Below are 21,961 nucleotides of genomic sequence, written 5' to 3'. Positions count from 1 at the left end.
CGTCTCGGTCATGCCTCCCGGTCCACCACCGGGTCCGTCGGGCGTCCACGCGCCCGTGCGGCGGGTCCCCGGGCCCGGGTGGCACACTGGTGCCATGACCGACGCCACCGTCCCGACCGGGACAGACACCCCCTTCGCCGTGTGGAGCAAGGACGCCGACGCCCGCCCCGGCACCCCGCTGCTCGTGCTCCTGCACGGCTACGGCTCGCACGAGCGCGACCTCATGGGCCTCGTCCCGGCCCTGCCGGACGAGTTCAGCGTGGCGTCCGTGCGCGCCCCCCAGCCCATCCAGTTCGGCTACCAGTGGTTCCCGCTCGCCGCGGACCTCAGCTTCTCCCTCGACCGGGTCGCCGAGGCCGTGGAGCCCGTCGCGGCGTGGCTGCGGGTGCTGGCCGCGGACCACCCCAGCATCACGCTGCTGGGGTTCTCGCAGGGCATGGCCATGGCCACGTCCCTCGCCCGCCACATGCCGGGCGAGATCGCGGCCGTGGTCGGGCTCTCCGGGTTCGTGGTGCCCGGGGAGCACCCCCTGTTCGCCGACGACCGGCTGCGGGAGCGGCCGCTGCGGATGTTCTGGGGCCGCGACCCGCAGGACCCGGTCATCCCGCAGGAGCTCGTCGACTCCACCGCCGAGTGGGCACTGGCGCACGCCGATGTCATGAAGGTGCACTACACCGGGGTCGGCCACGGGATCAGCCCGCAGGAGGTGGGGCACGTGCGGGAGTACCTCACCCAGGTGGTGCTGGGCGACCCGGACCGCCCGGTCAGCCCCCCGCGGTGATCCGGACCGAGGCGCCGCCGGCGGAGACCACGTCCCCCGGGTGCAGCTGCCGGCCGCGCCGTGTCTCGACCTCGCCGTTGACCGAGACCTGACCGTCCTCCACGAGGCCCCGGGCGTGCGCCCCGTCCTCGGCGAGGTTCGCCAGCTTGAGGGCCTGGCCCAGCCGGATCATGTCGTCGCGGATGGGCAGTTCGTCGGGGCCGCCGGGCTGCTGGGGAGTCGTCATGCCCCCAGTGTCCCAGGTCCTGGGCGGTCGGCGGGCACGGCGGGAATTGGCTACCCTGGGACGAGGACGTCGTACGCGGCGTCCTCGTTCGTGACGGCCGCCGACGGCCGGTTCCCGCCCGGCGCACCGCCGGGCCACACCACCCACCACGCGCGTCCGCAGCCGGCGGTCGGGCGAGACCCCGGAGGAAATCCACATGGCCCCCAAGTCCACGCTGGACAACGTCATCTCGCTGGCCAAGCGCCGCGGTTTCGTGTTCCAGGCGGGTGAGATCTACGGCGGTTCCCGCTCGGCCTGGGACTACGGGCCCCTCGGTGCGGAGCTCAAGGAGAACATCAAGCACGAGTGGTGGCAGACCTTCGTGCGCGGGCGCGAGGACATGGTGGGACTCGACTCCTCGATCATCCTCCCCAAGGCCGTGTGGGAGGCCTCGGGGCACGTGGCGACCTTCACGGACCCGCTCGTGGAGTGCACCTCCTGCCACAAGCGCGCCCGCCAGGACCACCTGGTCGAGGCCTTCGAGGAGAAGAAGGGCCGCGCCCCGGAGAACGGCATGGCCGACATCCCGTGCCCCAACTGCGGGACCAAGGGCCAGTGGACCGACCCGCAGCAGTTCTCCGGGCTGCTCAAGACGTTCCTCGGCCCGGTCGACAACCAGGAGGGCCTGCACTACCTGCGGCCCGAGACCGCGCAGGGCATCTTCGTGAACTTCAACAACGTGGTCACCGCGGCCCGGAAGAAGCCGCCGTTCGGCATCGGCCAGATCGGCAAGGCGTTCCGCAACGAGATCACCCCCGGCAACTTCATCTTCCGCACCCGCGAGTTCGAGCAGATGGAGATCGAGTACTTCACCCACCCGTCCGAGGCCGGGCACTTCTTCGACGAGTGGGTCGAGGCGTGCTGGAACTGGTTCACGGACCTGGGCATCGACCCGGACCACATGCGCCGCTACGACGTCCCCGAGGACGACCGGGCGCACTACTCTGCCGGCACCATCGACATCGAGTACCGGTTCGGCTTCCAGGGCAACCCGTGGGGCGAGCTCATGGGCGTGGCCAACCGGACCGACTACGACCTCGGCGTGCACAACGAGCACTCGAACACGGACCTCAGCTACTTCGACCAGCAGACCAACGAGCGCTACGTCCCGTACGTGATCGAGCCCTCCTTCGGCCTGACCCGCTCGATGATGGCCTTCCTGGTGGACGCGTACACCGAGGACGAGGCGCCGAACTCGAAGGGCGGGGTGGACAAGCGCACGGTCCTCAAGCTGGACCCGCGCCTGGCCCCCGTCAAGGCCGCGGTGCTGCCGCTGTCCCGCAACGAGGACCTCTCGCCCAAGGCCAAGGACCTGGCCGCCGAGCTGCGCCGGAGCTGGAACATCGACTTCGACGACTCGGGGGCGATCGGGCGCCGCTACCGCCGCCAGGACGAGATCGGCACCCCGTTCTGCATCACGGTGGACTTCGACACCCTCGAGGACCAGGCCGTGACCATCCGCGAGCGGGACGCGATGACCCAGGAGCGCGTGGCCCTCGACCAGGTGAAGTCCTACCTCGCCGGGAAGCTCGTCCGCTGATGAGCGGCGCGCTGAGCGGACCGGGTCTGCGCCCCTGGCGGGACGGGGACGACCTGCGGCTGCTCGAGGTGTGGCCCGCCCCGGAGACGCCCCAGGCCGCGGCCTTCCGGGCGACCCTGCGCCCCGACGACGACGTCCCGTGGTCCCGCACGGTCGTGGCGGAGGACTCCGGCGTGCCGGTGGCCGCCGGCACGGTCTACGAGTCGGCGCTGCACCCCTCGAGGCTGTGGGCCTACGTGGAGGTCGCCCCCGACCGCCGCGGCGAAGGACTCGGTCGGGCCCTGCTGGAGCGGCTGCGCACCGAGGCGGCGGGCTCACCCTCGGGCGTGCAGGCCCTGCGCACGAAGGCGGCGCCCGGTTCGGCCGGCGAGCGGTTCGCGCGGGCCGCCGGGCTGGACCCGGTCCAGGACTCGCGCGTGGTCCGCGTGGCGGCCGGGGCGCTGCCCCTCCAGCCGCTGCGGGAGCACCCCGACGGGACACCGGCGCAGGCCGTCGAGGACCTGGCCACCGGCTCGGTGGAGCTGACCCGGGCGCTGTGGGCGTTCTACCGCTCCGTGCACGCCTGGGACGAGCCCGCGGACCTGCCGGTGGGACGGGTCAACCAGCTGTTCCTCTCCGACGCCGCGCACGCCTTCGGGGCCCTCGTGCTGCGCAACGGCGTGGGCCCGGGGGAGCGGGGCAGGATCTCCGCCTTCGCCGTGAGCTACCGGCCCGTGGAGCTCGACGCCGACCCGGGCGCCCGGGCCCCGGAGGACGCGCCGGACGAGCCCGCCCATGTCGTGCTCGGCTGGACGCCGGGGGACGACGCGGCAGGCCCCGCGCTCGAGCAGCTGCTCGCGCTGCTGGCCCACCACCACCCCGTGCAGTTCCAGGTGGACGGGTCGATGGAGCCGCTGACCGCCGTCGTCGACAACCTGCTGGCGGCCGGAGCCGCCACGGTCGTGGAGACCTCCGTCGTCCTCGCGGAGCCCGGGGACTGATCGCGGGGACCGGGCCCGGGGCACCGGCGGAGCTCCGGCACGGGATCCGCTCCGGCGCAGGGCCGGTCCGGGCATGCGGAAGGCCCCGGCACCTCGAGGTGCCGGGGCCTTCCGCACGCCCGTCCGGGCCGGTTACGGACCGGCCGGTGCCCGCACCGGCCGGTGCGGGGCAGTGCTCAGCCGGCCGTGCTCGCGGCGACGCGCTCGCCGTCCGCCTGGGCGGCGGTGTGGTCCTGCTCGCCGTAGAGCCAGTCGGTGTAGTCCCAGATGCCGTGCTTGTCCGCGGACTGCCAGAGCATGTTGCGCACGGTCCGCTCCACCGGGTTGGTGAGGTGCCAGGACTCGCCCCACACCCGCGCCGTCGTCTGGATCCGCGCGGTGCGGGGCTGGCGGACGGCGTTGTACTCCCGGAACACGGCGTTCCACTGGGAGGCGTCGTGGTGCTCCGCGTCCGCGAACACGGTCCGCGCCGCGATCGCCTCGAGCGCGGCGGCGTCCTCGAGGGCCTGGCAGGCGCCCTGGGCGAGGTACTGCAGCATCGGGTGCGCGGCGTCACCGACCAGGGCGATGTTGCCGTCCACCCAGTTCTCGATCGGCACGCGGTCGAACATGGGCCAGCGCTGCACGTGGCTGAGGTTGTCGAGCGCCGCCTGGACCTCCGGCACGCAGCCCCGGTAGGCCTCGCGCAGCTCGGCGTCCCCCTCGTGGACGAGCCGGCCGGCGGCGAAGGACGGCGAGCGGTAGACCGCCACGGTGTTGAACAGCTCCCCCTGGCGCAGCGGGTACTGCACGAGGTGGCACTCGGGGCCCATCCACACGACCACGGCCTCCATGTCACCGGAGTGCTTGATCTGCGAGATCGGCAGCGCCCCCCGGTAGGCCACGTACTCGGAGCCCACGGGCTGGTCGTCGGAGAGCTGGGCGCGGACCACGGACTTGATCCCGTCCGCGGCGACGATCGCGTCCGCCTCGAAGACCCTGCCGTCGTCCGCGGTCGCCCTGGCCACGGCGCGCCCGTCGACCTCGAGGTTCTCGGTCCTGGCCACGCGCACGTCGTTGTGCAGGGTCACGCCCAGCTCGGCGCACTCCTCCATGAGCAGGCGGTGCAGGTCCGAGCGGTGGGCCACGATGTAGGGGGCGCCGTAGCGCTCGTAGTACTCGCCGGTGACGTCCTCCCGCAGCAGCTCCTCGCCCGTGAGGGCGTCGCGGAAGACGATGTACCGGGGGGCCACCCCGGTCTCGATGGCGCGGTCGAGCACCCCCCACTCGCGCAGCAGGCGGGTGGCGTTCGGGGACATCTGCAGGCCGGCGCCGACCTCCCCGAACTCGGGGGCCTGCTCCACGAGCTCGACCTCCGCGCCGAGCCGGCGCAGGGCGAGGGCGTTGCCGAAGCCGCCGATGCCGCCTCCGATGACGAGGACCTTGGTGTGCTGTGCCATGGTGGTGCTTCCTTTCGAGCTGAGCTGGACGAGGTCAGGCAACCGGCTGGGGCCGTTGGACCCGGGGTGCCCGGCGGGCGTTCCTGATGACGGGCAGGAGGGCGAACTGCAGGACCGTGGCGACGGCCGCCGCACCGGCGAAGAGCATGAACACGGGGTGGACGCCGTCGGCGGGGTCGGCGTAGGCGCCGAGCACGAGCCCGGCCGTCTGCGGGGCGAGGACGGCGCCGATGCGCCCCACGCCCAGGGCCCAGCCGAGCGCCGTGCCGCGGAGGCTGTCCGGGTAGTACAGGGTGATGGCGCCGATGATCAGGGACTGCGTGCCGTGCGTGCCGACGCCGGCGAGCACGAGCATCAGGTAGATCAGCCAGACCGGCTCGTCGCCGACGAGCATGATCACGAGCAGCCCGGCCGCGGCGGCGCCCGAGGCCACGGCGCCGGTGAGCACCGGGCCGAACCGGTCCCCGGCCCAGGCCGTGAGCACGGAGCCCAGCACCGCGCCGAGGTTGAGGACGAGGGCGAACGTCAGCGCCCCGCCGATCTGCGCGCCCTGCAGCCGCATGAGGTTCGGCAGCTCGGTGCCCAGCCCGTACCAGGCGAAGAGGGTCGCGAGGGTGGCGGCGGCGAACAGGACGCTCATGGTCAGGTAGGGCGGGCGCAGCAGGGATCCGAAGCCGGGCCGGTGCACCTGCTCGGCGGCGGCGGCGGCCCGCTGCTCCCGGTCGGGGTCGGCGGGGATCACCTTCAGGGCCAGGGGCACCAGCACGACGAGGGCCAGGACGGGGAAGACGAACATCCACCGCCAGCCGTCCCAGCCGAGCCAGTCCGCCGGGATGACGGGAATGCCGGTCAGCGCGGCGAGGGAGCCGCCGATCGGCACGCCGGACATCATGAGCGTGGCCATGGCCGAGCGCCACCGCGGCGGGATGAAGTCCGCGGCGAGGGCGTTGGCCGAGGGCACGAGACCGCCCAGGCCGAGCCCCGCCACGAGGCGCAGCAGCGCGAAGACCCACTCGTTGGGGGCCACGGCGCACGCGACGGTCGCCAGCGAGAAGACGACGGTGCACCAGATGACCGTCTTCTTCCGGCCCAGCCCGTCGGAGAGCCGGCCGGCGAAGACCGCCCCGATCATCATGCCGAGGAACGCCGAGGAGCCCACCGTGCCGGCGGTCGCCTGGGACATCCCCCACTCCTCCATGAGGGAGGGCTTGACGGTGCCGAAGACGATGAGGTCGTAGCCGTCGAAGACGATGAGCAGCCAGCAGACGAGGACGGCGATCCAGCGGGCGCGCCGCCCCGCCGGAGCGGGCGGGGCGGCCTCGGCGAGGGCCGTTGCGGACATCGGGACTCCGTTTCACAGGTGATGGGTGCCACTCGAGTGCGGCGCGTCACACCAGGATGGGCCGGGGACCCCGGGCTCCCGAAAATTATTCTGCTCCGTGGAAACCATGGTGTGCTGTGGATCTCCACCGGACCCCGGCGGGCGCCTAGACTGGGCCCGTGCAGAACCAGGACCTGGAGCGGAAGCCGGCCTACTCCCTGCAGTCCGTGGACAACGTCCTGCGTCTGCTCCAGATGCTGCGCGACTCCGGCGGCGTGCGGCTCAAGGACGTGGCGCAGGAACTGGGCGTCGCCCCCTCCACCGCGCACCGGCTGCTGTCGATGCTCGTCTACCGCGGCTTCGCCGTGCAGGACGACTCCCGCCGCTACCTCGCGGGGCCGGGGCTCGGCGTCTCGGTGCCCGAGTCAGGGTCGCACAGCCGGCTGCGCGCCCTCGTCCAGCCCTACCTGGAGCTGCTCAGCGAGCGCACGCACGAGACCACGAACCTCATGGTCCGGGTCGGCACCACGGTCCGCTTCCTCAGCTCCGTGGAGGGTGCGGGCCTGCTCAAGGTCGGCGACCGGCGCGGTGCCGTCCTGCCGGCGGCCGCCACCTCCGCGGGCAAGATCCTGCTGTCCTACCTCTCCCAGGAGGACCTGGCGCGGCTGTTCCGCACGGGCTCGGCGCGGACGGTGGGGGAGTACCTCGACGAGGCCGCCTTCGGCTCCTTCGTCCGGTCCCTGGCCATGATCCGTTCCGTGGGCCTGGCCTTCAACCGCGAGGAGGCCGAGCGCGGCGTCTCCGCCGTCGCCTGCGCCGTGCGCGACCCCGAGGGGCGCGCCCTGGCCGCCCTGTCGGTGTCCGTGCCCGCGCAGCGGGCCGGCGTGATCGAGGACCGGGCGGTGATCCGGGCGCTGCGGGAGGTGTGCCGGGAGATCGAGGGGGAGATCGCCGCGGAGGCCGAGTCCAGCGGGCCCCGGTGAAGGGGCCGGCCATGCCCGTTTCAAGTTTCCATCCAGCAGAATTTGTTGCCCGTCTCGGTGTGGCCTGCTCTAGCGTGGCCAGTAACTCACATCACAGCGCAGGGTGGTCCACCCCGCGACCCGCGAGCACCGAGGAGCTCACCATGAGCCACGACAACCAGATGACGGTCCCGGCCCCCACTCCGGAGGAGCAGGCCCAGCTCGACGCCCTCTACCGGGACTTCGAGGCGGGCCACATGGTCCCGCTGTGGACGGAGATCGGCGACCTCATGCCGGAGGCCCCGGCCTCGGCGGCCGTCCCGTTCGTGTGGGAGTGGAACAACCTGCTGCCGCTGGCCGAGCGGGCCGGCGACCTGGTGCCCGTGGGCCGCGGCGGGGAGCGGCGGGCCATCGCGCTGGCCAACCCGGGGCTGGGCGGGCGCCCGTACGCCACCCCCACCCTGTGGTGCGCCATCCAGTACCTGGGCGGGCACGAGGTGGCCCCGGAGCACCGGCACTCGCAGAACGCCTTCCGCTTCGTGGTCGAGGGCGAGGGCGTGTGGACCGTGGTCAACGGCGACCCGGTGCGGATGTCCCGCGGGGACTTCCTGCTGACCCCGGGCTGGAACTTCCACGGCCACCACAACGAGCTCGACCAGCCGATGGCGTGGATCGACGGCCTCGACATCCCGTTCGTGCACTACACCGACACCGCGTTCTTCGAGTTCGGCATCGACCGGGTGACCGACGAGTCCACCCCGGAGTTCTCCCGCGGCGAGCGGCTGTGGTGCCACCCGGGCCTGCGCCCGCTCTCGGGCCTGCAGAACACCGTGTCCTCTCCGATCGGGGCCTACCGGTGGGAGCACACCGACCGGGCGCTGTCCGAGCAGCTGGCCATCGAGGACGAGGGCTACCCCGCCACCGTGGAGCCCGGCCACGCCGCCGTGCGCTTCGTGAACCCGACCACCGGCGGGGACGTCATGCCCACCATCCGCGCCGAGTTCCACCGCTTCCGCCCCGGTGCCCAGACCCGCACCACTCGCGAGGTCGGCTCCAGCGTCTACCAGGTCTTCGAAGGCCGCGGTCGGTTCGTGCTCGACGGCGAGGTCCGCACGGTGGAGAAGGGCGACCTGGTGGTCGTCCCGTCCTGGACCGCCTGGCAGATCCAGGCCGAGACCGGGTTCGACCTGTTCAGGTTCGGCGACCAGCCGATCGTCGAGAAGCTGAACTTCAACCGCACCTTCGTGGAGGGTGAGGAGAAGTAGCACCGCCCGTCCGGCGCGCGGAGCGGACCGCGCCGCGCGCCACCGCACCCCGACCCCCACATCCCGACCCAGGAGACACTGACCCGATGAAGCTTGCAACCCTGCGTTCCGACCGCGCCACCACGGCCGCCCGCCTCGACGGTGAGGTGTTCACCGAGATCGAGGGCTACCCGGACCTCGGCGCCCTGCTGGCGGAGGAGAACTGGCGCGGCATCGCCGCCGACGCCTCCGGGCCGACGCACCCGGCCGCCGAGGCTGAGCTGGAGACGATCGTCGCCGACCCCGGCAAGGTCCTGTGCGTGGGGCTCAACTACAAGTCCCACATCCAGGAGATGGGCCGCGACCTGCCGTCCTATCCCACGATCTTCGCCAAGTTCACCGAGACCCTCACCGGCCCGAACGACGACATCGAGGCCGTGGCCGAGGACCCGCAGCTGGACTGGGAGGGCGAGCTCGTCGTCGTCGTCGGCAAGCGCGCGTACAAGGTGGACGAGGCCGACGCCGGTCAGTACATCGCCGGGTACGCCGCCGCCAACGACATCTCGATGCGCGAGTGGCAGTTCCGCACGAAGGAGTGGCTGCAGGGCAAGATCTGGGCGGCCTCCACCCCGGTGGGCCCCGTCATGGTCACCGCCGACGAGTTCGACCCGGCCCAGGCCGTCCTGCACACCCGGGTCAACGGCGAGACCATGCAGGAGCACTCGATCGGGGACCTGCTGTTCACCCCGGAGCACCTCGTGGCCTACTTCTCCACGATGCTGCCGCTGAACCCCGGGGACATCATCCTCACCGGCACCCCGGGCGGAGTGGGCCGGGCCCGCAACCCGCAGGTCTTCCTGAAGTCCGGCGACGTGGTCGAGGTCGAGATCGACGGTCTGGGCGTGCTCACCAACAAGATCGTCGACCCCGCCTGAGGGCGGGCACGAGAGGAGGAGACATGGTCGCCCGTCAGGACCGCACCACCGACGAGGACCTCAGGGCCCAGCTGCTGCTGGTCCGCCGCGGCACGGCGAACTGGACCCGCAAGGTCAACGAGCTCATGAACGACCAGCTCGACGCCCCGTCGCTGCTGCCCGGCTGGTCCCGCCGGCACGTCATCGCCCATGTCGGCTACAACGCCCGCGCCCTGACCCGGCTCGTGCAGTGGGCCAACACGGGCGTGGAGACCCCGATGTACTCCTCCCCGGAGGCCCGCGACCAGGAGATCGCCTACGGCGCGACCCTGCCGGCCCGGGCGCTGCGGCACCTCGACGACCACGCCTCGGTGTCCCTCAACGTCGAGTGGCGGGACACCCCGGACGAGGCGTGGGGCCACGAGGTGCGGACCGCGCAGGGCCGGACGGTGCCGGCCACGGAGACCGTCTGGATGCGCAACCGCGAGGTCTGGCTCCACGCGGTCGACCTCGACAACGGCGCCCGCTTCTCGGATGTCCCGCGCGAGGTCCTGACCCGGCTGCTGACGGACGTCGTCGGCAACTGGGCCGCGAAGGACAAGGACCCCGGACTGCGGATCCAGGTCTCTGACGCCCCGGAGCTCGGCGAGCTCGGGGCCGCCGCCGGCCAGGACTCGGGGACCCTGGTGCGCGGGGACCTGCCCGCGGTCGCGCAGTGGGCCTCCGGGCGGGGCGGACGCCGCCTCGAGGTCGGTGCCGACGTCGAGAACCCGCGCTGGATCTGAGCACGCGGGGCACCGCAGGGCCCCGGGGGACGCCCCCGAGGCCCTGCGCCGCTGCCGTCCGTGAGAGAATTCCCCGGTGATGGACACCCGTACCGAGAACCACCCCGCCCGGCTCGACCTGCCGCCGCTGCACCTGGGCGAGCTCACGATCGACGTCCCCGTGGTGCTGGCGCCGATGGCCGGGGTCACCAACAAGGCGTTCCGCCGGCTGTGCCGCGAGTACGGCGGCGGCCTCTACGTCACGGAGATGGTCACGGCCCGCGCCCTCGTGGAGCGGCGGCCCGAGTCGATGCGGATCATCGACCACGACCCGGACGAGACGCCCCGCTCCATCCAGATCTACGGTGTGGACGCCGTCCACGTCGGCCAGGCCGTGCGGATGGTCGTCGAGGAGGACCGGGCCGACCACATCGACCTGAACTTCGGCTGCCCCGTCCCCAAGGTCACCAAGCGCGGCGGCGGCTCCGCCCTGCCCTGGAAGACCGACCTGTTCACCGCGATCGTGCGCACCGCCGTCCAGGAGGCCTCCCGCGGCAACGTCCCCGTGACGATCAAGATGCGCAAGGGCATCGACGACGGCCACCTCACCTTCCTCGAGGCCGGCCGGATCGCCCGAGACAGCGGCGTCGCAGCGGTCGCCCTGCACGGGCGCACCCTCGAGCAGCACTACTCGGGCACCGCGGACTGGGACGCCATCGCGCAGCTGCGGGAGGCCCTCCCGGACGTGCCCGTGCTCGGCAACGGGGACATCTGGAGCGCCGAGGACGCCGTGCGCATGGTCGAGCAGACCGGGGTGGACGGCGTGGTCGTGGGCCGCGGCTGCCAGGGCCGGCCCTGGCTCTTCGGGGACCTGCAGGCCGCCTTCGAGGGCCGGCCCGACCGGTTCCGCCCCGGGGTGGACCAGGTCGCCCGCACGATCTACCGACACGCCGAGCTGCTCGTGGAGATGTTCGGCGACGAGGCCAAGGGGCTGCGCGACATCCGCAAGCACGTCGCCTGGTACTTCAAGGGCTACCCGGTCGGCGGGGAGCTGCGCGCCCGGATGGCCCAGGTGCCGGACCTCGCGACCCTGCGCGAGCTGCTGGACGAGCTCGACCTGTCCCTCGGCTACCCGGGCGCGGCGGTCGAGGGACCGCGCGGCCGCGCCGGCTCGCCGAAGAGGCCGCACCTGCCGGACGGCTGGCTGCGCTCCCGCGAGCTGGGGGACGCCGAGCGGCTGGGACTGGTCGCGGCGGAGCTCGACGTCTCCGGCGGCTGAGCCGTCCCCACGACACGGAAAGGACCGGGCATGCCCCACACGTCCATCGAGATCGACCGCACCGGCGCGCCCGCCCCGGGCTACGAGGCCCGCGACGTCGCGCGCTGGGTGGCGGAGGACCACCACAACAAGTACCGCTCCGACTTCGAGCGGGACCGCGCCCGGATCCTGCACTCCTCGGGGCTGCGGCGGCTGGCGGCCAAGACCCAGGTCGTGTCCCCCGACACCGACGACTTCGTGCGCAACCGCCTGACCCACTCCCTCGAGGTCGCCCAGATCGGCCGGGAGCTGGGCCGGATGCTCGGCTGCGACCCCGACGTCGTCGACGCCGCCTGCCTCTCCCACGACCTCGGCCACCCTCCGTTCGGGCACAACGGGGAGTCGGCCCTGCACCGGCTGACCCAGCACATCGGCGGCTTCGAGGGCAACGCGCAGACCCTGCGTCTGCTCACCCGGCTCGAGCCCAAGGTGCTCGACGACGACGGGGGACCCGCCGGCCTGAACCTCACCCGGGCCGTGCTGGACGCCGTGTGCAAGTACCCGTGGGAGGCCCACGAGGCGCCGCTGCGCCCGGACGGCACGCGATCCCCGAAGTTCGGGGTCTACACGGACGACCTGCCGGTGTTCGCGTGGCTGCGCGACGGCGCCCCGGCCCGCACGAAGTGCCTCGAGGCCCAGGTCATGGATCTCTCGGACGACATCTCCTACTCCGTGCACGACGTCGAGGACGCCATCGCCTCCGGGCTCGTGCAGCTGGGCTGGCTCGCCGACACCACCCAGCGGGACAGGGTGCTCGAGCTCACCCGGCGCTGGTACCTGCCCGAGGCCGCCCCGGAGTCCCTCGACGCCGCCCTGACCCGCCTCGAGGACTCGACCCTGTGGGTCCGGGAGATGGACGGGTCCCGCAAGGACCTCGCCCGGCTCAAGAACATGACGAGCCAGCTCATCGGCCGCTTCGCGATGTCTGCGGTCGGCGCCACCCGGGACATCTACGGCGAGGACCCGCTGACCCGCTACGACGCCCAGCTCGTGGTCCCCGAGGGGACCACGGAGGAGATCGGCGTGCTCAAGGGCATCGCCACGACCTACGTCATCACGGTGCGCGACGCGCAGCCGATCTACGACAACCAGCAGGAGGTGCTCTCCATCCTGGTGGGGGCGCTGATGGACTCCGACGGCCGCCACCTCTCGCCCGCCTTCGCCGCCGACTGGCACGACCTCGGGGAGGGACCGGGCACGGAGGCGGCCCGCCTGCGCCTCGTCGTGGACCAGATCGCGTCCCTCACCGACCTGTCCGCCGTGTCCCTGCACGACAGGATCCGCGGCACCCACTGGCGCGTGGGGGACAAGCCGCTCTGGTGACCCGCTCCGCCGGGGCGGCACCCGGTCCCGTTCAACGACTGTGGGCTGGGTCGCACGCGGTGCCGCTCCCTAGACTCGGCGCACCTGTGCTCCTCCTCACAAAGGTCTGATCCTCATGGGAAACTCCACCGGACCCGCCCCGCGGGCGGCGTCCCCCTCGTCCCCGGGCGCCCGGCCCGTCCTGCGCTCCCGGGCGTGGGTGGCGCCGCTGTGCTGGATCGCCGTGCTGCTGGACGGCTTCGACGCCGTGGTCCTGGGCGCGGTCCTGCCCTCCATGCTCGAGAACGACGAGCTCGGCATGACCACCGCGCAGGGCACCGCCGTGGCCACCGTCGGCCTCGTGGGCATGATGATCGGCGCGCTGACCATGGGCTACCTCACCGACAAGCTCGGCCGCCGCAAGATGCTCATCGGCGCCGTGATCCTGTTCTCCCTGCTGACCTTCGCCGCGGCGTTCTCCCCGAGCGTCCTGGTCTTCGGCGTCCTGCGCTTCCTCGCCGGCCTGGGCCTCGGCGGGTGCCTGCCCACCGCCATCGCGATGGTCACCGAGTTCGCCCGCCTGGGCCGGGGCTCCAACGCCACGACCCTGGTGATGACCGGCTACCACGTCGGCGCGGTGCTGACCGCGGCGCTCGCCATCGTCGTCGTCCGCCAGTTCGGCTGGCAGGAGATGTTCGTCCTGGGCTCCCTGCCGGCGCTCGTGCTCGTGCCCCTCATGCTCGTGTTCCTGCCCGAGTCGCCCTCGTTCCTCGCGTCCAAGGGACGCACGGCCGAGGCCCGCGCCGTGGCCGAGCACTACGGCGTGCACCTCGAGCACCACACCGCCGAGGAGCAGGCCGAGAAGGTCGGTGCCACGATGCTGCTCTCCGCCGGCTGGCGCCGGAACTCGATCGCGATCTGGATCGCCTCCTTCATGGGCCTGCTGCTCGTCTACGGCCTCAACACCTGGCTGCCGCAGATCATGCGGGCGGCCGAGTACGACCTCGGCAACTCGCTCGGCTTCCTGCTGATCCTCAACGTGGGCGCCATCGCGGGACTGGCGGTCGCCGGGCGGGTGGCCGACCGGGTCACCCCGCGCGTGGCGGGCATCATCTGGTTCCTCGGCTCGGCCGCGCTGCTCGCGGCCCTGGCGATCAAGCTGCCGCTGCTCGGGATCTACGCCATGGTCTTCGTCACCGGCTGCTTCGTGTTCTCCTCCCAGGTGCTCGTCTACGCGTTCACCGCCGCCAACCACCCGCCGCGCGTGCGCGCCACGGCGTTGGGGATGTCCGCCGGGGTGGGCCGGCTCGGGGCGATCTCGGGTCCGATCATCGGGGGCACCCTGCTGACCGCGGGCCTGGCCTATCCGTGGGGCTTCTTCGCCTTCGCCGCGGTGGGCGCCCTGGGCGGGCTCGCCCTCACGGGCACCAGGACCCGGCAGGACCTGCGGGAGCGCTCCCGCTGAGCCCCCGCCCGCGGTCCGGGGCTGCACGGGCCGCACCGGGCCGCGAGTGCTCCACCGCACGGTCCGGTGCGGCCCTCGGGCGTCGGGCGGCGCGCCTAGACTGACGGTGTGCCAGGACTGATCAGACGCGAGGACATCGACGAGGTGCGGGCGCGCACCGACATCAAGGAGATCGTCGACGGCTACGTCACCCTCAAGAGCGCCGGCATCGGCTCCTGGAAGGGGCTCTGCCCGTTCCACGACGAGCGCACCCCGTCCTTCCACGTGCGGCCGCAGATGGGCACGTACCACTGCTTCGGCTGCGACGAGTCCGGGGACGTCATCTCCTTCCTGATGACCATGGACCACACCACCTTCTCGGAGACCGTGGAGAAGCTCGCCGCCCGGGTGGGCTACGAGCTGCACTACGAGCAGGGCTCCGGTCCCACCAAGGAGGAGGTCGGCCGCCGCCAGCGGCTGCTGGACGCGCACAAGGTCGCCGCGGAGTTCTTCCAGCGCAACCTCTACACCCGCCAGGCCGCCCCCGCGCAGCAGTTCCTGGGCGAGCGGGGCTTCGACGGCGAGGCCGCCCGGCGCTACGGCGTGGGCTACGCGCCCCGCGGCTGGGACCACCTCCTCAAGCACCTGCGCGACCGCGGCTTCACGGACCAGGAGCTCAAGCTCACCGGCATGTTCTCCGAGGGCAACCGCGGGCTCTACGACCGGTTCCGTGGCCGGCTCGTCTGGCCCATCCGCGCGGTCGCGGGCGAGGTCATCGGCTTCGGCGCCCGCAAGCTCCACGACGACGACCAGGGCCCGAAGTACCTCAACACCCCCGAGACCGCTCTCTACAAGAAGTCGCAGGTGCTCTACGGCATCGACCTCGCGAAGCGGGAGATCGCCAAGCAGCGCCGGCTCGTCGTCGTCGAGGGCTACACCGACGTCATGGCCTGCCACCTCGCGGGCGTGACCACGGCGGTGGCCACGTGCGGCACCGCCTTCGGGGCCGAGCACATCAAGATCGTCCGGCGGTTCCTCTCCGACGACGGCGGCGGGGGAGAGGTGGTCTTCACCTTCGACGGCGACGCCGCCGGGCAGAAGGCCGCCCTGCGCGCGTTCGAGGAGGACCAGAAGTTCGTGGCGCAGACCTACGTGGCGGTCGAGCCCCACGGGATGGACCCGTGCGACCTCCGGCTCGCCCGCGGGGACGCCGCCGTGGCCGAGCTCGTGGCGAACCGCCGCCCCCTGTTCGAGTTCGCGATCCGGGCGACGCTGAAGAACTTCGACCTGGACACCATCGAGGGCCGCATCCGGGCGATGCGGGCCTGCGCCCCCATCCTGGCGCGGATCCGGGACCGCTCCCTGCGGCCCGCCTACGCGCGGCAGCTCGCGGGCTGGCTCGGGCTCGAGCCCGCGGAGGTCCAGCGGGCCGTCGACTCCGCGGGCCGCGACCAGCGGGAAGGAGGTCCCGCGCCGCACCGGCCGGCGGAGCCGGAGGCGGCCGGGCCCGTCCCGGTCGAGCTCCCCGACCCGCGCGAGCCCGTGGCGCGGATGGAGCGCGAGGCCCTCGAGACCGTCATCCAGGGCCCGGACCTGTTGCTCGAGCGGCACTGGCAGGAGTTCGGCCTCAGCGCCTTCCGCTATCCCGTGCACGGGGCCGTGCACGACGCGGTCCTCGCCGCCCGCGCCGAGCTCCTCGGGAACGGGTCCGCCGTGCCGAGCGGACAGGTCTGGGTGGACGCGGTGCGCGGGCACCTGCCGGATCCGCTGCACGGCTACCTCGCCGAGCTCGCGGTGACGCCGCTGCCCGCCACCACCCAGCAGCAGCTGGAGCGCTACACCGCGGACATCCTCAACCGCCTCTTCGAGCTGCAGATCAACCGACGGAAGTCGGACCGGCTGGCGGAGCTGCAGCGCACGGACCCCGCCGGTCAGCGGGAGCGCTACCAGGAGCTCCAGCGGGAGCTGCTGGAGCTCGAGATGCAGCGGCGCGGCCTCCGCCAGGACTGACGCGGCCGGGCGTGCCCGGATTTGTCGAAGCCCGGCCGGAACGGTAAAGTGATGGCTCGTTGCACGCGTGCGTGCACGGTCCCCCGTAGCTCAATTGGCAGAGCATTCGACTGTTAATCGAAGGGTTACTGGTTCGAGTCCAGTCGGGGGAGCAGCGCAGAAGGCCCTCACCAGCGGAAACGCAGGTGGGGGCCTTTGTCGTACCCGCAGGCGGCTACTCGCTGGGGACGCTTTGGGGACACTCTCTCGTGAGCAACCACCCGTTTGTTCTCGCGGTGGGGAAACGAGGAGGCGCGATCTCGGCCTCCCGTCCTGACGCTTCTAGGAGCCCGATGCCCATCGGGCTGTCCTCGAACCACGCTGGCTCGTCCGCTTCCTGACCGCCTCCACCGCCGTGGCCGGAATGGGGAGCGTGGGAAGTCAGATCGACACTCGGCTCGTCACGACGCCGCGCGTCCAGACGACTGGCCCTGCGGCTCTTGGGCCCCAGCCTTCACCCCGGAGGGGAATGAACCGCCGGTGTCGGGCAGGTACTGCTGGTGCATCATGTCGTCGCCGTAGAAGGCGCGCACGTCGTAGTACTTCTCCAAGTCCGGAAAGTGGGGGTGGTAGGCGGCGTAGAGCCCCGGGACCACGGCCACGGCCTTGCCCTCCTCGGGGGATCCCTCCATGGCTCGGGCTGTGCGCTCGTCGATCGAGGTGATGTCCACGAGCACCGGGTACCCGGGGAACTCCAGCTTCGGGTCGGTCGCCTTGGCGGAGTCGGGGTCCTCGACTGCCGGCGGGACAGTCTTCGCCGGCTCCTGGGAGCCGGGCATGACCCCGTGGGGGAACATGCCACCGGAGTTGGGCAGGTCATCCTGGGCCATCATTGAGTCGCCGAAGAGGGTGTTGGCCTCGGAGTGCTTGTCGATGTCGGGGATGTTCTCGTTGTAGGCGGTGCAGACCCCGGCACCAGGGCTACGACCTTCCCGGAGATCTTCGTGTACTCCAGGTGGTGGGCCAGGGACGCGTCAGGGGTGGCGGCATCCACCAACAGCGGGTAGCCCGGGAACCGGTCCTTGAGCTGAGCGGCGAGATCGCCGCTGGGGTCGATTTCCTCAGTGACCTCCCCGGACACAGCCAAGGCATGGGAGCTCTCTACCATGGCCGTGGTGGAGGCCGACATGGAGGCTCCCACCTCTGAGGCGCTAGAGGCTGTGTTCATTGCCTCCATCCGGGTGGCGACCAGCTCGACGCCGGCACCGCCCTCGGAGGTGAGGTCAAGCCGACCAGCCCAGCCCTGTGGCCGGAGGCGCGGCCCAGCTCCGAGGCGGCGAGCATCCGAAGCACCACCATGGTGTGCGGACAGACACGGCACGGTCCCCGTGGCTACGCTGGGGCGCACGAGGACGCGGACGGGGGAGCACGTGGTCGCTGAGCGGCAGGCCGGAGAATCCGGGGTGCCGAAGCAGAACCGGACGTGGCCGTGGTGGTTCGCCGCCTGGCTCCTGTGGACCTTCGTCGCCGACGAGCTCCTCGAGGCGGCCCTGGACTGGATGGTGGCCACCGGCGGCTACGGCTTCTCCAACGCCGTGCTCGGACTGCTCACCCTCGGGGTGTGCTTCATCGGGATCCAGCGCACCCACGTCAAGCACCCGAAGCTGGAGGCAGAGGGCGACCCGGACCCGCTGCCGGCGGTCTACGACTACGTGACCCAGGCCCAGGGCGGGGTCTTCTTCGGGTGGGGGGGCGGCGGTGCTCGGCTGGGTGATCCCGGTGCTGCTGCTGATCTCCCTCGGGCCGGCCTCTGCCCTGTCGCCCTGGCCGATCCTCGGCACCACCGCGCTGATCTACGGGCGGATGGAGATGGCTCACGCCCGCGTCATGGACGCCCGCCGCGGCCGCCCGCCGGCGCCTCCGATGAGGTGACGCCCGCCGGCACAGCTGCGTGGCACGATGCGAATGAGCAAGGTGCCGAGAGCGAGGGAGCAGGTCGTGTCGAGACGATCGCAGCAGGTGGCTTTCCAAGCGGCGATCATCGTCGCCCTCGTCGTGGGGCTGCGGCTGATCCTGGGCGAGTGGAACTGGTGGCTGACCGGGATCGGCGTGGCCGGGTTGCTGCTGAGCAACCTGTGGTCCCCTGGTACCCGTCGCGGCGGGGAGACCGGCCCGCAGGAGAGGTCATGACACCGGACCGGCAACTGCGCGCACACCTGATCGCGATGCTCGCCGGTGCGGCGTTCCTGGTGCTGCCGTAACACGGGTCGTGGCCACCGGAGGCCGGGTTCGAGCGGGCCCTGACCGGGCTCACCGTCGCCGCGGCCCTCGTCGCCGTCGGCCTGGCGATCCACGAGTGGCGGCAGAACCGGGCCGAGGAGCAGAAGGAGTGAGCCCGCCTCCGCGATCGAGGAGCCTCGAGGCCACCATGGTGGCGTTCATGATGGGGCTCGCCGTGATGGGCCGGATCACCCCGTGGCCTCCTCAGCACACCGTCGACTGGGTGTTGCTGGTCTTCGAGATGCTGGCGAGCTCCGCGGCAGTTCGGGGCACCACGGTGATGCGGTGGCAGCGTCGAGGCCAGCATGAGCGCAGGAGCGAGGTAGCTCCATGACCCGATCCGAGGACTGGCCCCAGCGTGCGTGGTGGTCTGACGTGCTGAGCGTGTTCGTGATCGTCGTCGTCGGGCTGATCTACGGATGGGGTGTGGCTGTCCTGGTCGGCGTGGTGGTCGTCCCCTCGGGATTGTGGTGGGAGCTCGGTCCGTTCTGGACCCGGGAGCAACGAGCACGGATCCACCGACGGGCCCAGCATCGCTCCAGGGGACGACAGGGGTAAGCCGTGTCGAAGGCGCGTCGGTGGTACGTGGCGTTTCTGGGACGGATGCTCATCCTCGGCGTCTGGCTCGGCCTTGAAGGTCTTCTGGGCACGTGGTTCACCGCCGTCGCCTTCGCCTGTCTCATCGCCTCCGTCGTCCAGAAGGACAGGCGGGCCCGTCGTCAGCGGCCGGATTAGCTGACGCGGCGTGAACGTCCCGGGCTCAGTAGTGGAGCACCGGGGCGTTCGCCGGCGCACCGACGCGGGAGCATTTGTGACGGCATCCCGAGGACGACCGTAACGATCGCGACGTCAAGCCCTGTGCGCAGCTCGGTCGACGGGGCCGGGTTGGTGACACTGGGCCCGTGGGCGTGGCTCCGCCTCGCCCTGATCCCATCCACTGCACCCGTCGGGGACAGCGCCTGGCCCGTCCTCGGCACTTCGTCACGAGGACCGATCATGAACACCACCCAGCGCATCGCCGCCGCGGCCGCCGCGGCACTGCTCTTCGCCGCCACGCCGGCGGGCGCGACCCATCATGACCCTGCTTCGCCGACCGAGCATCCGGCCGAGGCGCAGTGGCCGCCGGCCAGCACCCACGGAAGGTTCGTTCCCTTCCCCGAGGAGTTCCAGCAACCCTTGACGTTCCCGGCCTGCGACTCCGAGGTCACCCTCGCACCCGGCGACGTCGACGAGCGCGAGTACCGCGCCCTGGTCGATGCTGAGGGGGACACCGTCGTGCAATTCCGCGGGGCTGCCACGGTCGACATCACCCGCGCCTCCGACGGGGCCATGCTGGACGAGGTCGATGCCTCCGGCGGAGGGGTCGAGATCTTCAGTGCCGACGGAAGATCCGTGACTTTCGACTGGGCAGGGCCTGCTGTCGTGGTGGCCTTCGACGAGGTCGAGACCCAAGAGTTCGCCGAGGCGGGGCTGCCACAGGCCTTCCTCTATCTGTCCGGGGAGCTGACCGAAACAGTCACCTTCGAGTCCGAGTTCCAGCCCGAGGAGGAGGTGCCGCCAGTGGCTTCCGCGGAGATCACCGACAACTCCACGGAGTACGTCTTCGACCTCTGCAACCTGCTCGACCAGGCCGCGGCCGAGGACACCCCTGCCCTGTAGCCACCATCGACGCGGCGTTCATCCGGACGAAGCCACCGACGAACGCTGCGGACTCCGTCGTGGTGCGACGGGACGTTATTGCACCGTGGAGGCCATGTCGTCGGCTCCGTGACGCGGAAGCGACGATCCGACGACGATTCCGGGTGCTCCCTTGGCGCTGATTCCTGGACCTTCTACCGTCGAAGGAGACCTCGGAGCAGCCGGGGGCCCGGAGACAGGAGCCGTTGATGAGCACGCAAGAACAAGACGCCGCCGGCCCCTCTGGCGAGGGCGAGGAGACGTGTCGACGGCTGATCAAGGAGTGGAACGCGGCGTACAACGCCAGGGACGCCGAGAAGTTCGCCTCCTGCTACGCCCAGGACGCCGTGGTCACGGACCCGGTGTCGTCAGAGCCCCTGCGGGGACGGAAAGCCGTCCAGCAGGACGTCGCCGCGTTCCTGGAAGCACTGCCAGATACGTCCGCCGAACTCCAAGAGGTGCTCGTCGACGGGAGCACCGTCGCGACCCGCGTGCTGATCACCGGGACCCAGACGGGGCCGATGCCTACGCCTTCCGGACCGATTCCCCCGACGGGGCGACCGGTGAAGGTTCCGATGGGCGTCTTCAGCCGCTTCGGTTCCGACAGCAAGATCATCGAGGAGTACCGGTACTACGACCTGGCCGGCATGGCGGAGCAGCTCGGAGGCGAATAGCGCATCGCCGAACGCCCCGGGCTCCGTCGTGGAGCACCGGGGCGTTCGTTCTCGCGTAGCAGCGGTGTCATGCAGCCACCGCCGGCGATCGACGCCGGCGAGGGCCTCTGGCGTGCCGGGGCGCGGACGTCGCCCCGGCACGGCTGCGCCTCATCCGGTGATGCTGATCCGGACCCCCTCCGCGGGGGCGGGCACGTCGAAGACGGCCGTGTAGTTGAGGACGGCGGTCCAGACCGCCACCCGCACGTCGTTCTCCGACATCCCGGGCGGGCGGTGGGACACGGCCACAGCCCACTCCTGGCCGTCGAACAGCATCTCGACGGACGTGACGGTGACGCCCCGGGCTGCGAGCGCTCCGACGACGCCGGCTCGCACGAGCGACTCGGCGGGATGGGCGCGGGGGATGGCAGTCATGGTGGTCGTCCTTCCGACGGGAGCTCGGATGGGAGCTCACTTCCATTGACCCGCATCCGATCGCAGAAGTAACGCCCGCTCTTTGCCCGACAGCCGGCCTGCCGTCCTCCGACCAGGCGACCGGGGAGCCGACCTGGTCCCACATCCTCTTCTCCGGGGACTCAGCGGCGCTGTCCGCGCTGCCGGCCGGCGTCGGTCTGGCCCTGTCCACCGGAGGGACGCAACCGCACGAGGGCAGGGACCTGGCTGCTGACCGGGTGGCGCTCGTGGTGCGAGCCCTGCTGATCGCCGTGGTGGGACTGGCCATCGGGTCGGTGCTGTCCGAGGGCCTGTCGGCGGTCAACATCCTGATCCACTACGGTGTGTTCTTCCTCGTGGCCGTCCCCTTCCCGGGGATGCGTCCGACCTCCCTGTTCGGCTCGGCGGCGTGCTTCCTGGTCGCGGCGCCTGTGCCCATGCAGCTGCTGCGCGATGGACTGCCCGGGCTCGTCTCCGACAACCGCACGTTCGGGGATCTGCTGACGCGACCGGGGCGACAACCGCCCGGTTGCTGCTCACCGGCACGTATCCGGCACTGGCCATCCGGCCTACCTGCTGCTCGGAATGGGGCTCGGCCGGCTCGATCCCCGGAGAGGGGCGATCCAGGTCCGACT

21 protein-coding genes and 1 tRNA gene are annotated in these 21,961 nt (G+C 71.7%); 17 read left to right on the top strand and 5 right to left on the bottom strand.

Going from position 1 to position 21,961, the window contains the following annotated elements:
• The first annotated feature begins 94 nt into the window (after positions 1–94).
• A complete protein-coding gene (locus ACFYE3_RS11815) occupies positions 95–781 on the top strand; it encodes an alpha/beta hydrolase (RefSeq protein ID WP_387609282.1) in 687 nt (228 codons plus the stop codon).
• Here the strand turns inward: ACFYE3_RS11815 and ACFYE3_RS11810 are convergent.
• Positions 765–1,007, bottom strand: coding sequence for an RNA-binding S4 domain-containing protein (locus ACFYE3_RS11810; protein ID WP_035926391.1), 243 nt, complete (start codon positions 1,005–1,007; stop codon positions 765–767). The genes ACFYE3_RS11815 and ACFYE3_RS11810 overlap by 17 nt on opposite strands.
• 196 nt (positions 1,008–1,203) lie before the next feature.
• Here ACFYE3_RS11810 and ACFYE3_RS11805 point away from each other — a divergent pair, with 196 nt between their 5' ends.
• Positions 1,204–2,586: a glycine--tRNA ligase gene (locus ACFYE3_RS11805; RefSeq protein WP_387609280.1), complete on the top strand. Its 1,383-nt coding sequence runs from the start codon at positions 1,204–1,206 to the stop codon at positions 2,584–2,586.
• Complete coding sequence (locus ACFYE3_RS11800; RefSeq protein WP_387609279.1) at positions 2,586–3,566, top strand: GNAT family N-acetyltransferase; 981 nt, start codon at positions 2,586–2,588, stop codon at positions 3,564–3,566. The genes ACFYE3_RS11805 and ACFYE3_RS11800 overlap by 1 nt, the downstream gene beginning before the upstream one ends.
• A gap of 176 nt (positions 3,567–3,742) precedes the next feature.
• Here the strand turns inward: ACFYE3_RS11800 and ACFYE3_RS11795 are convergent, their stop codons facing one another.
• Both ACFYE3_RS11795 and ACFYE3_RS11790 read right to left on the bottom strand, forming a co-directional pair.
• On the bottom strand, positions 3,743–5,005 hold the full coding sequence (locus ACFYE3_RS11795; RefSeq protein ID WP_387609277.1) for an FAD-dependent monooxygenase: 1,263 nt from the start codon (positions 5,003–5,005) through the stop codon (positions 3,743–3,745).
• A gap of 34 nt (positions 5,006–5,039) precedes the next feature.
• Positions 5,040–6,347 carry an MFS transporter gene (locus ACFYE3_RS11790; RefSeq protein ID WP_387609274.1) on the bottom strand — a complete coding sequence of 436 codons (1,308 nt, stop codon included), beginning with the start codon at positions 6,345–6,347 and terminating at the stop codon, positions 5,040–5,042.
• Positions 6,348–6,505: 158 nt separating this feature from the next.
• On the opposite strand from ACFYE3_RS11790, the gene ACFYE3_RS11785 reads away from it, so the two are divergent.
• The 9 genes from ACFYE3_RS11785 (at position 6,506) to ACFYE3_RS11745 (ending at position 16,436) form a co-directional block, all read left to right on the top strand.
• Positions 6,506–7,309 (top strand): IclR family transcriptional regulator, encoded by an 804-nt coding sequence (locus tag ACFYE3_RS11785; RefSeq protein WP_387609272.1) that lies wholly within the window; start codon positions 6,506–6,508, stop codon positions 7,307–7,309.
• A 143-nt stretch (positions 7,310–7,452) separates the two neighbouring features.
• Positions 7,453–8,553: a cupin domain-containing protein gene (locus ACFYE3_RS11780; RefSeq protein ID WP_387609270.1), complete on the top strand. Its 1,101-nt coding sequence runs from the start codon at positions 7,453–7,455 to the stop codon at positions 8,551–8,553.
• An 86-nt stretch (positions 8,554–8,639) separates the two neighbouring features.
• Positions 8,640–9,467 (top strand): fumarylacetoacetate hydrolase family protein, encoded by an 828-nt coding sequence (locus ACFYE3_RS11775; RefSeq protein WP_387609268.1) that lies wholly within the window; start codon positions 8,640–8,642, stop codon positions 9,465–9,467.
• A 23-nt stretch (positions 9,468–9,490) separates the two neighbouring features.
• Positions 9,491–10,231, top strand: a complete 741-nt coding sequence (locus ACFYE3_RS11770) for a maleylpyruvate isomerase family mycothiol-dependent enzyme (protein WP_387609267.1) — start codon at positions 9,491–9,493, stop codon at positions 10,229–10,231.
• Positions 10,232–10,310: 79 nt separating this feature from the next.
• A complete protein-coding gene (gene dusB / locus ACFYE3_RS11765) occupies positions 10,311–11,489 on the top strand; it encodes a tRNA dihydrouridine synthase DusB (protein ID WP_387609557.1) in 1,179 nt (392 codons plus the stop codon).
• 30 nt (positions 11,490–11,519) lie between these two features.
• Entirely contained in the window at positions 11,520–12,851 is a 1,332-nt protein-coding gene (locus ACFYE3_RS11760) for a deoxyguanosinetriphosphate triphosphohydrolase (protein ID WP_387609264.1), read from the top strand.
• Between the two features lie 115 nt (positions 12,852–12,966).
• Entirely contained in the window at positions 12,967–14,295 is a 1,329-nt protein-coding gene (locus tag ACFYE3_RS11755) for an MFS transporter (protein WP_387609262.1), read from the top strand.
• 108 nt (positions 14,296–14,403) lie between these two features.
• Positions 14,404–16,284: a DNA primase gene (dnaG, locus tag ACFYE3_RS11750; RefSeq protein ID WP_387609260.1), complete on the top strand. Its 1,881-nt coding sequence runs from the start codon at positions 14,404–14,406 to the stop codon at positions 16,282–16,284.
• A gap of 79 nt (positions 16,285–16,363) precedes the next feature.
• Positions 16,364–16,436, top strand: a tRNA-Asn gene (locus ACFYE3_RS11745).
• Between the two features lie 288 nt (positions 16,437–16,724).
• On the opposite strand, the gene ACFYE3_RS11740 is transcribed toward ACFYE3_RS11745, so the two are convergent.
• Positions 16,725–17,156: a hypothetical protein gene (locus tag ACFYE3_RS11740; protein ID WP_387609259.1), complete on the bottom strand. Its 432-nt coding sequence runs from the start codon at positions 17,154–17,156 to the stop codon at positions 16,725–16,727.
• An 865-nt stretch (positions 17,157–18,021) separates the two neighbouring features.
• On the opposite strand from ACFYE3_RS11740, the gene ACFYE3_RS11735 reads away from it, so the two are divergent.
• From ACFYE3_RS11735 to ACFYE3_RS11715, 5 genes are all read left to right on the top strand, one after another.
• Positions 18,022–18,195 carry a hypothetical protein gene (locus tag ACFYE3_RS11735; protein WP_387609257.1) on the top strand — a complete coding sequence of 58 codons (174 nt, stop codon included), beginning with the start codon at positions 18,022–18,024 and terminating at the stop codon, positions 18,193–18,195.
• A 66-nt stretch (positions 18,196–18,261) separates the two neighbouring features.
• Complete coding sequence (locus ACFYE3_RS11730; protein WP_387806116.1) at positions 18,262–18,453, top strand: hypothetical protein; 192 nt, start codon at positions 18,262–18,264, stop codon at positions 18,451–18,453.
• A 420-nt stretch (positions 18,454–18,873) separates the two neighbouring features.
• A complete protein-coding gene (locus ACFYE3_RS11725) occupies positions 18,874–19,101 on the top strand; it encodes a hypothetical protein (protein ID WP_387609253.1) in 228 nt (75 codons plus the stop codon).
• Positions 19,102–19,539: 438 nt separating this feature from the next.
• On the top strand, positions 19,540–20,202 hold the full coding sequence (locus ACFYE3_RS11720) for a hypothetical protein (RefSeq protein WP_387609251.1): 663 nt from the start codon (positions 19,540–19,542) through the stop codon (positions 20,200–20,202).
• Between the two features lie 227 nt (positions 20,203–20,429).
• Positions 20,430–20,894, top strand: a complete 465-nt coding sequence (locus ACFYE3_RS11715; RefSeq protein WP_387609249.1) for an ester cyclase — start codon at positions 20,430–20,432, stop codon at positions 20,892–20,894.
• Positions 20,895–21,044: 150 nt separating this feature from the next.
• On the opposite strand, the gene ACFYE3_RS11710 is transcribed toward ACFYE3_RS11715, so the two are convergent.
• Positions 21,045–21,308 carry a hypothetical protein gene (locus ACFYE3_RS11710; protein ID WP_387609247.1) on the bottom strand — a complete coding sequence of 88 codons (264 nt, stop codon included), beginning with the start codon at positions 21,306–21,308 and terminating at the stop codon, positions 21,045–21,047.
• Positions 21,309–21,961: the final 653 nt, after the last annotated feature.

The sequence above is a fragment of the Kocuria arenosa genome, from assembly GCF_042879215.1.
In the GTDB taxonomy this organism is placed as follows: domain Bacteria; phylum Actinomycetota; class Actinomycetes; order Actinomycetales; family Micrococcaceae; genus Kocuria; species Kocuria arenosa.
This window is presented reverse-complemented; position numbering and strand designations above follow the sequence as displayed.

What these genes read in the sequence shown, in the direction of transcription:
- ACFYE3_RS11790 (WP_387609274.1), bottom strand. Translation starts at nt 6,347, where the DNA reads ATGTCCGCAACGGCCCTCGCCGAGGCCGCCCCGCCCGCTCCGGCGGGG.
- ACFYE3_RS11795 (WP_387609277.1), bottom strand. Translation starts at nt 5,005, where the DNA reads ATGGCACAGCACACCAAGGTCCTCGTCATCGGAGGCGGCATCGGCGGC.
- ACFYE3_RS11740 (WP_387609259.1), bottom strand. Translation starts at nt 17,156, where the DNA reads ATGATGGCCCAGGATGACCTGCCCAACTCCGGTGGCATGTTCCCCCAC.
- ACFYE3_RS11805 (WP_387609280.1), top strand. Translation starts at nt 1,204, where the DNA reads ATGGCCCCCAAGTCCACGCTGGACAACGTCATCTCGCTGGCCAAGCGC.
- ACFYE3_RS11715 (WP_387609249.1), top strand. Translation starts at nt 20,430, where the DNA reads ATGAGCACGCAAGAACAAGACGCCGCCGGCCCCTCTGGCGAGGGCGAG.
- ACFYE3_RS11710 (WP_387609247.1), bottom strand. Translation starts at nt 21,308, where the DNA reads ATGACTGCCATCCCCCGCGCCCATCCCGCCGAGTCGCTCGTGCGAGCC.
- ACFYE3_RS11725 (WP_387609253.1), top strand. Translation starts at nt 18,874, where the DNA reads ATGACCCGATCCGAGGACTGGCCCCAGCGTGCGTGGTGGTCTGACGTG.
- ACFYE3_RS11720 (WP_387609251.1), top strand. Translation starts at nt 19,540, where the DNA reads ATGAACACCACCCAGCGCATCGCCGCCGCGGCCGCCGCGGCACTGCTC.
- ACFYE3_RS11770 (WP_387609267.1), top strand. Translation starts at nt 9,491, where the DNA reads ATGGTCGCCCGTCAGGACCGCACCACCGACGAGGACCTCAGGGCCCAG.
- ACFYE3_RS11810 (WP_035926391.1), bottom strand. Translation starts at nt 1,007, where the DNA reads ATGACGACTCCCCAGCAGCCCGGCGGCCCCGACGAACTGCCCATCCGC.
- ACFYE3_RS11775 (WP_387609268.1), top strand. Translation starts at nt 8,640, where the DNA reads ATGAAGCTTGCAACCCTGCGTTCCGACCGCGCCACCACGGCCGCCCGC.
- ACFYE3_RS11760 (WP_387609264.1), top strand. Translation starts at nt 11,520, where the DNA reads ATGCCCCACACGTCCATCGAGATCGACCGCACCGGCGCGCCCGCCCCG.
- dusB (WP_387609557.1), top strand. Translation starts at nt 10,311, where the DNA reads ATGGACACCCGTACCGAGAACCACCCCGCCCGGCTCGACCTGCCGCCG.
- ACFYE3_RS11800 (WP_387609279.1), top strand. Translation starts at nt 2,586, where the DNA reads ATGAGCGGCGCGCTGAGCGGACCGGGTCTGCGCCCCTGGCGGGACGGG.
- ACFYE3_RS11755 (WP_387609262.1), top strand. Translation starts at nt 12,967, where the DNA reads ATGGGAAACTCCACCGGACCCGCCCCGCGGGCGGCGTCCCCCTCGTCC.
- ACFYE3_RS11780 (WP_387609270.1), top strand. Translation starts at nt 7,453, where the DNA reads ATGAGCCACGACAACCAGATGACGGTCCCGGCCCCCACTCCGGAGGAG.
- ACFYE3_RS11815 (WP_387609282.1), top strand. Translation starts at nt 95, where the DNA reads ATGACCGACGCCACCGTCCCGACCGGGACAGACACCCCCTTCGCCGTG.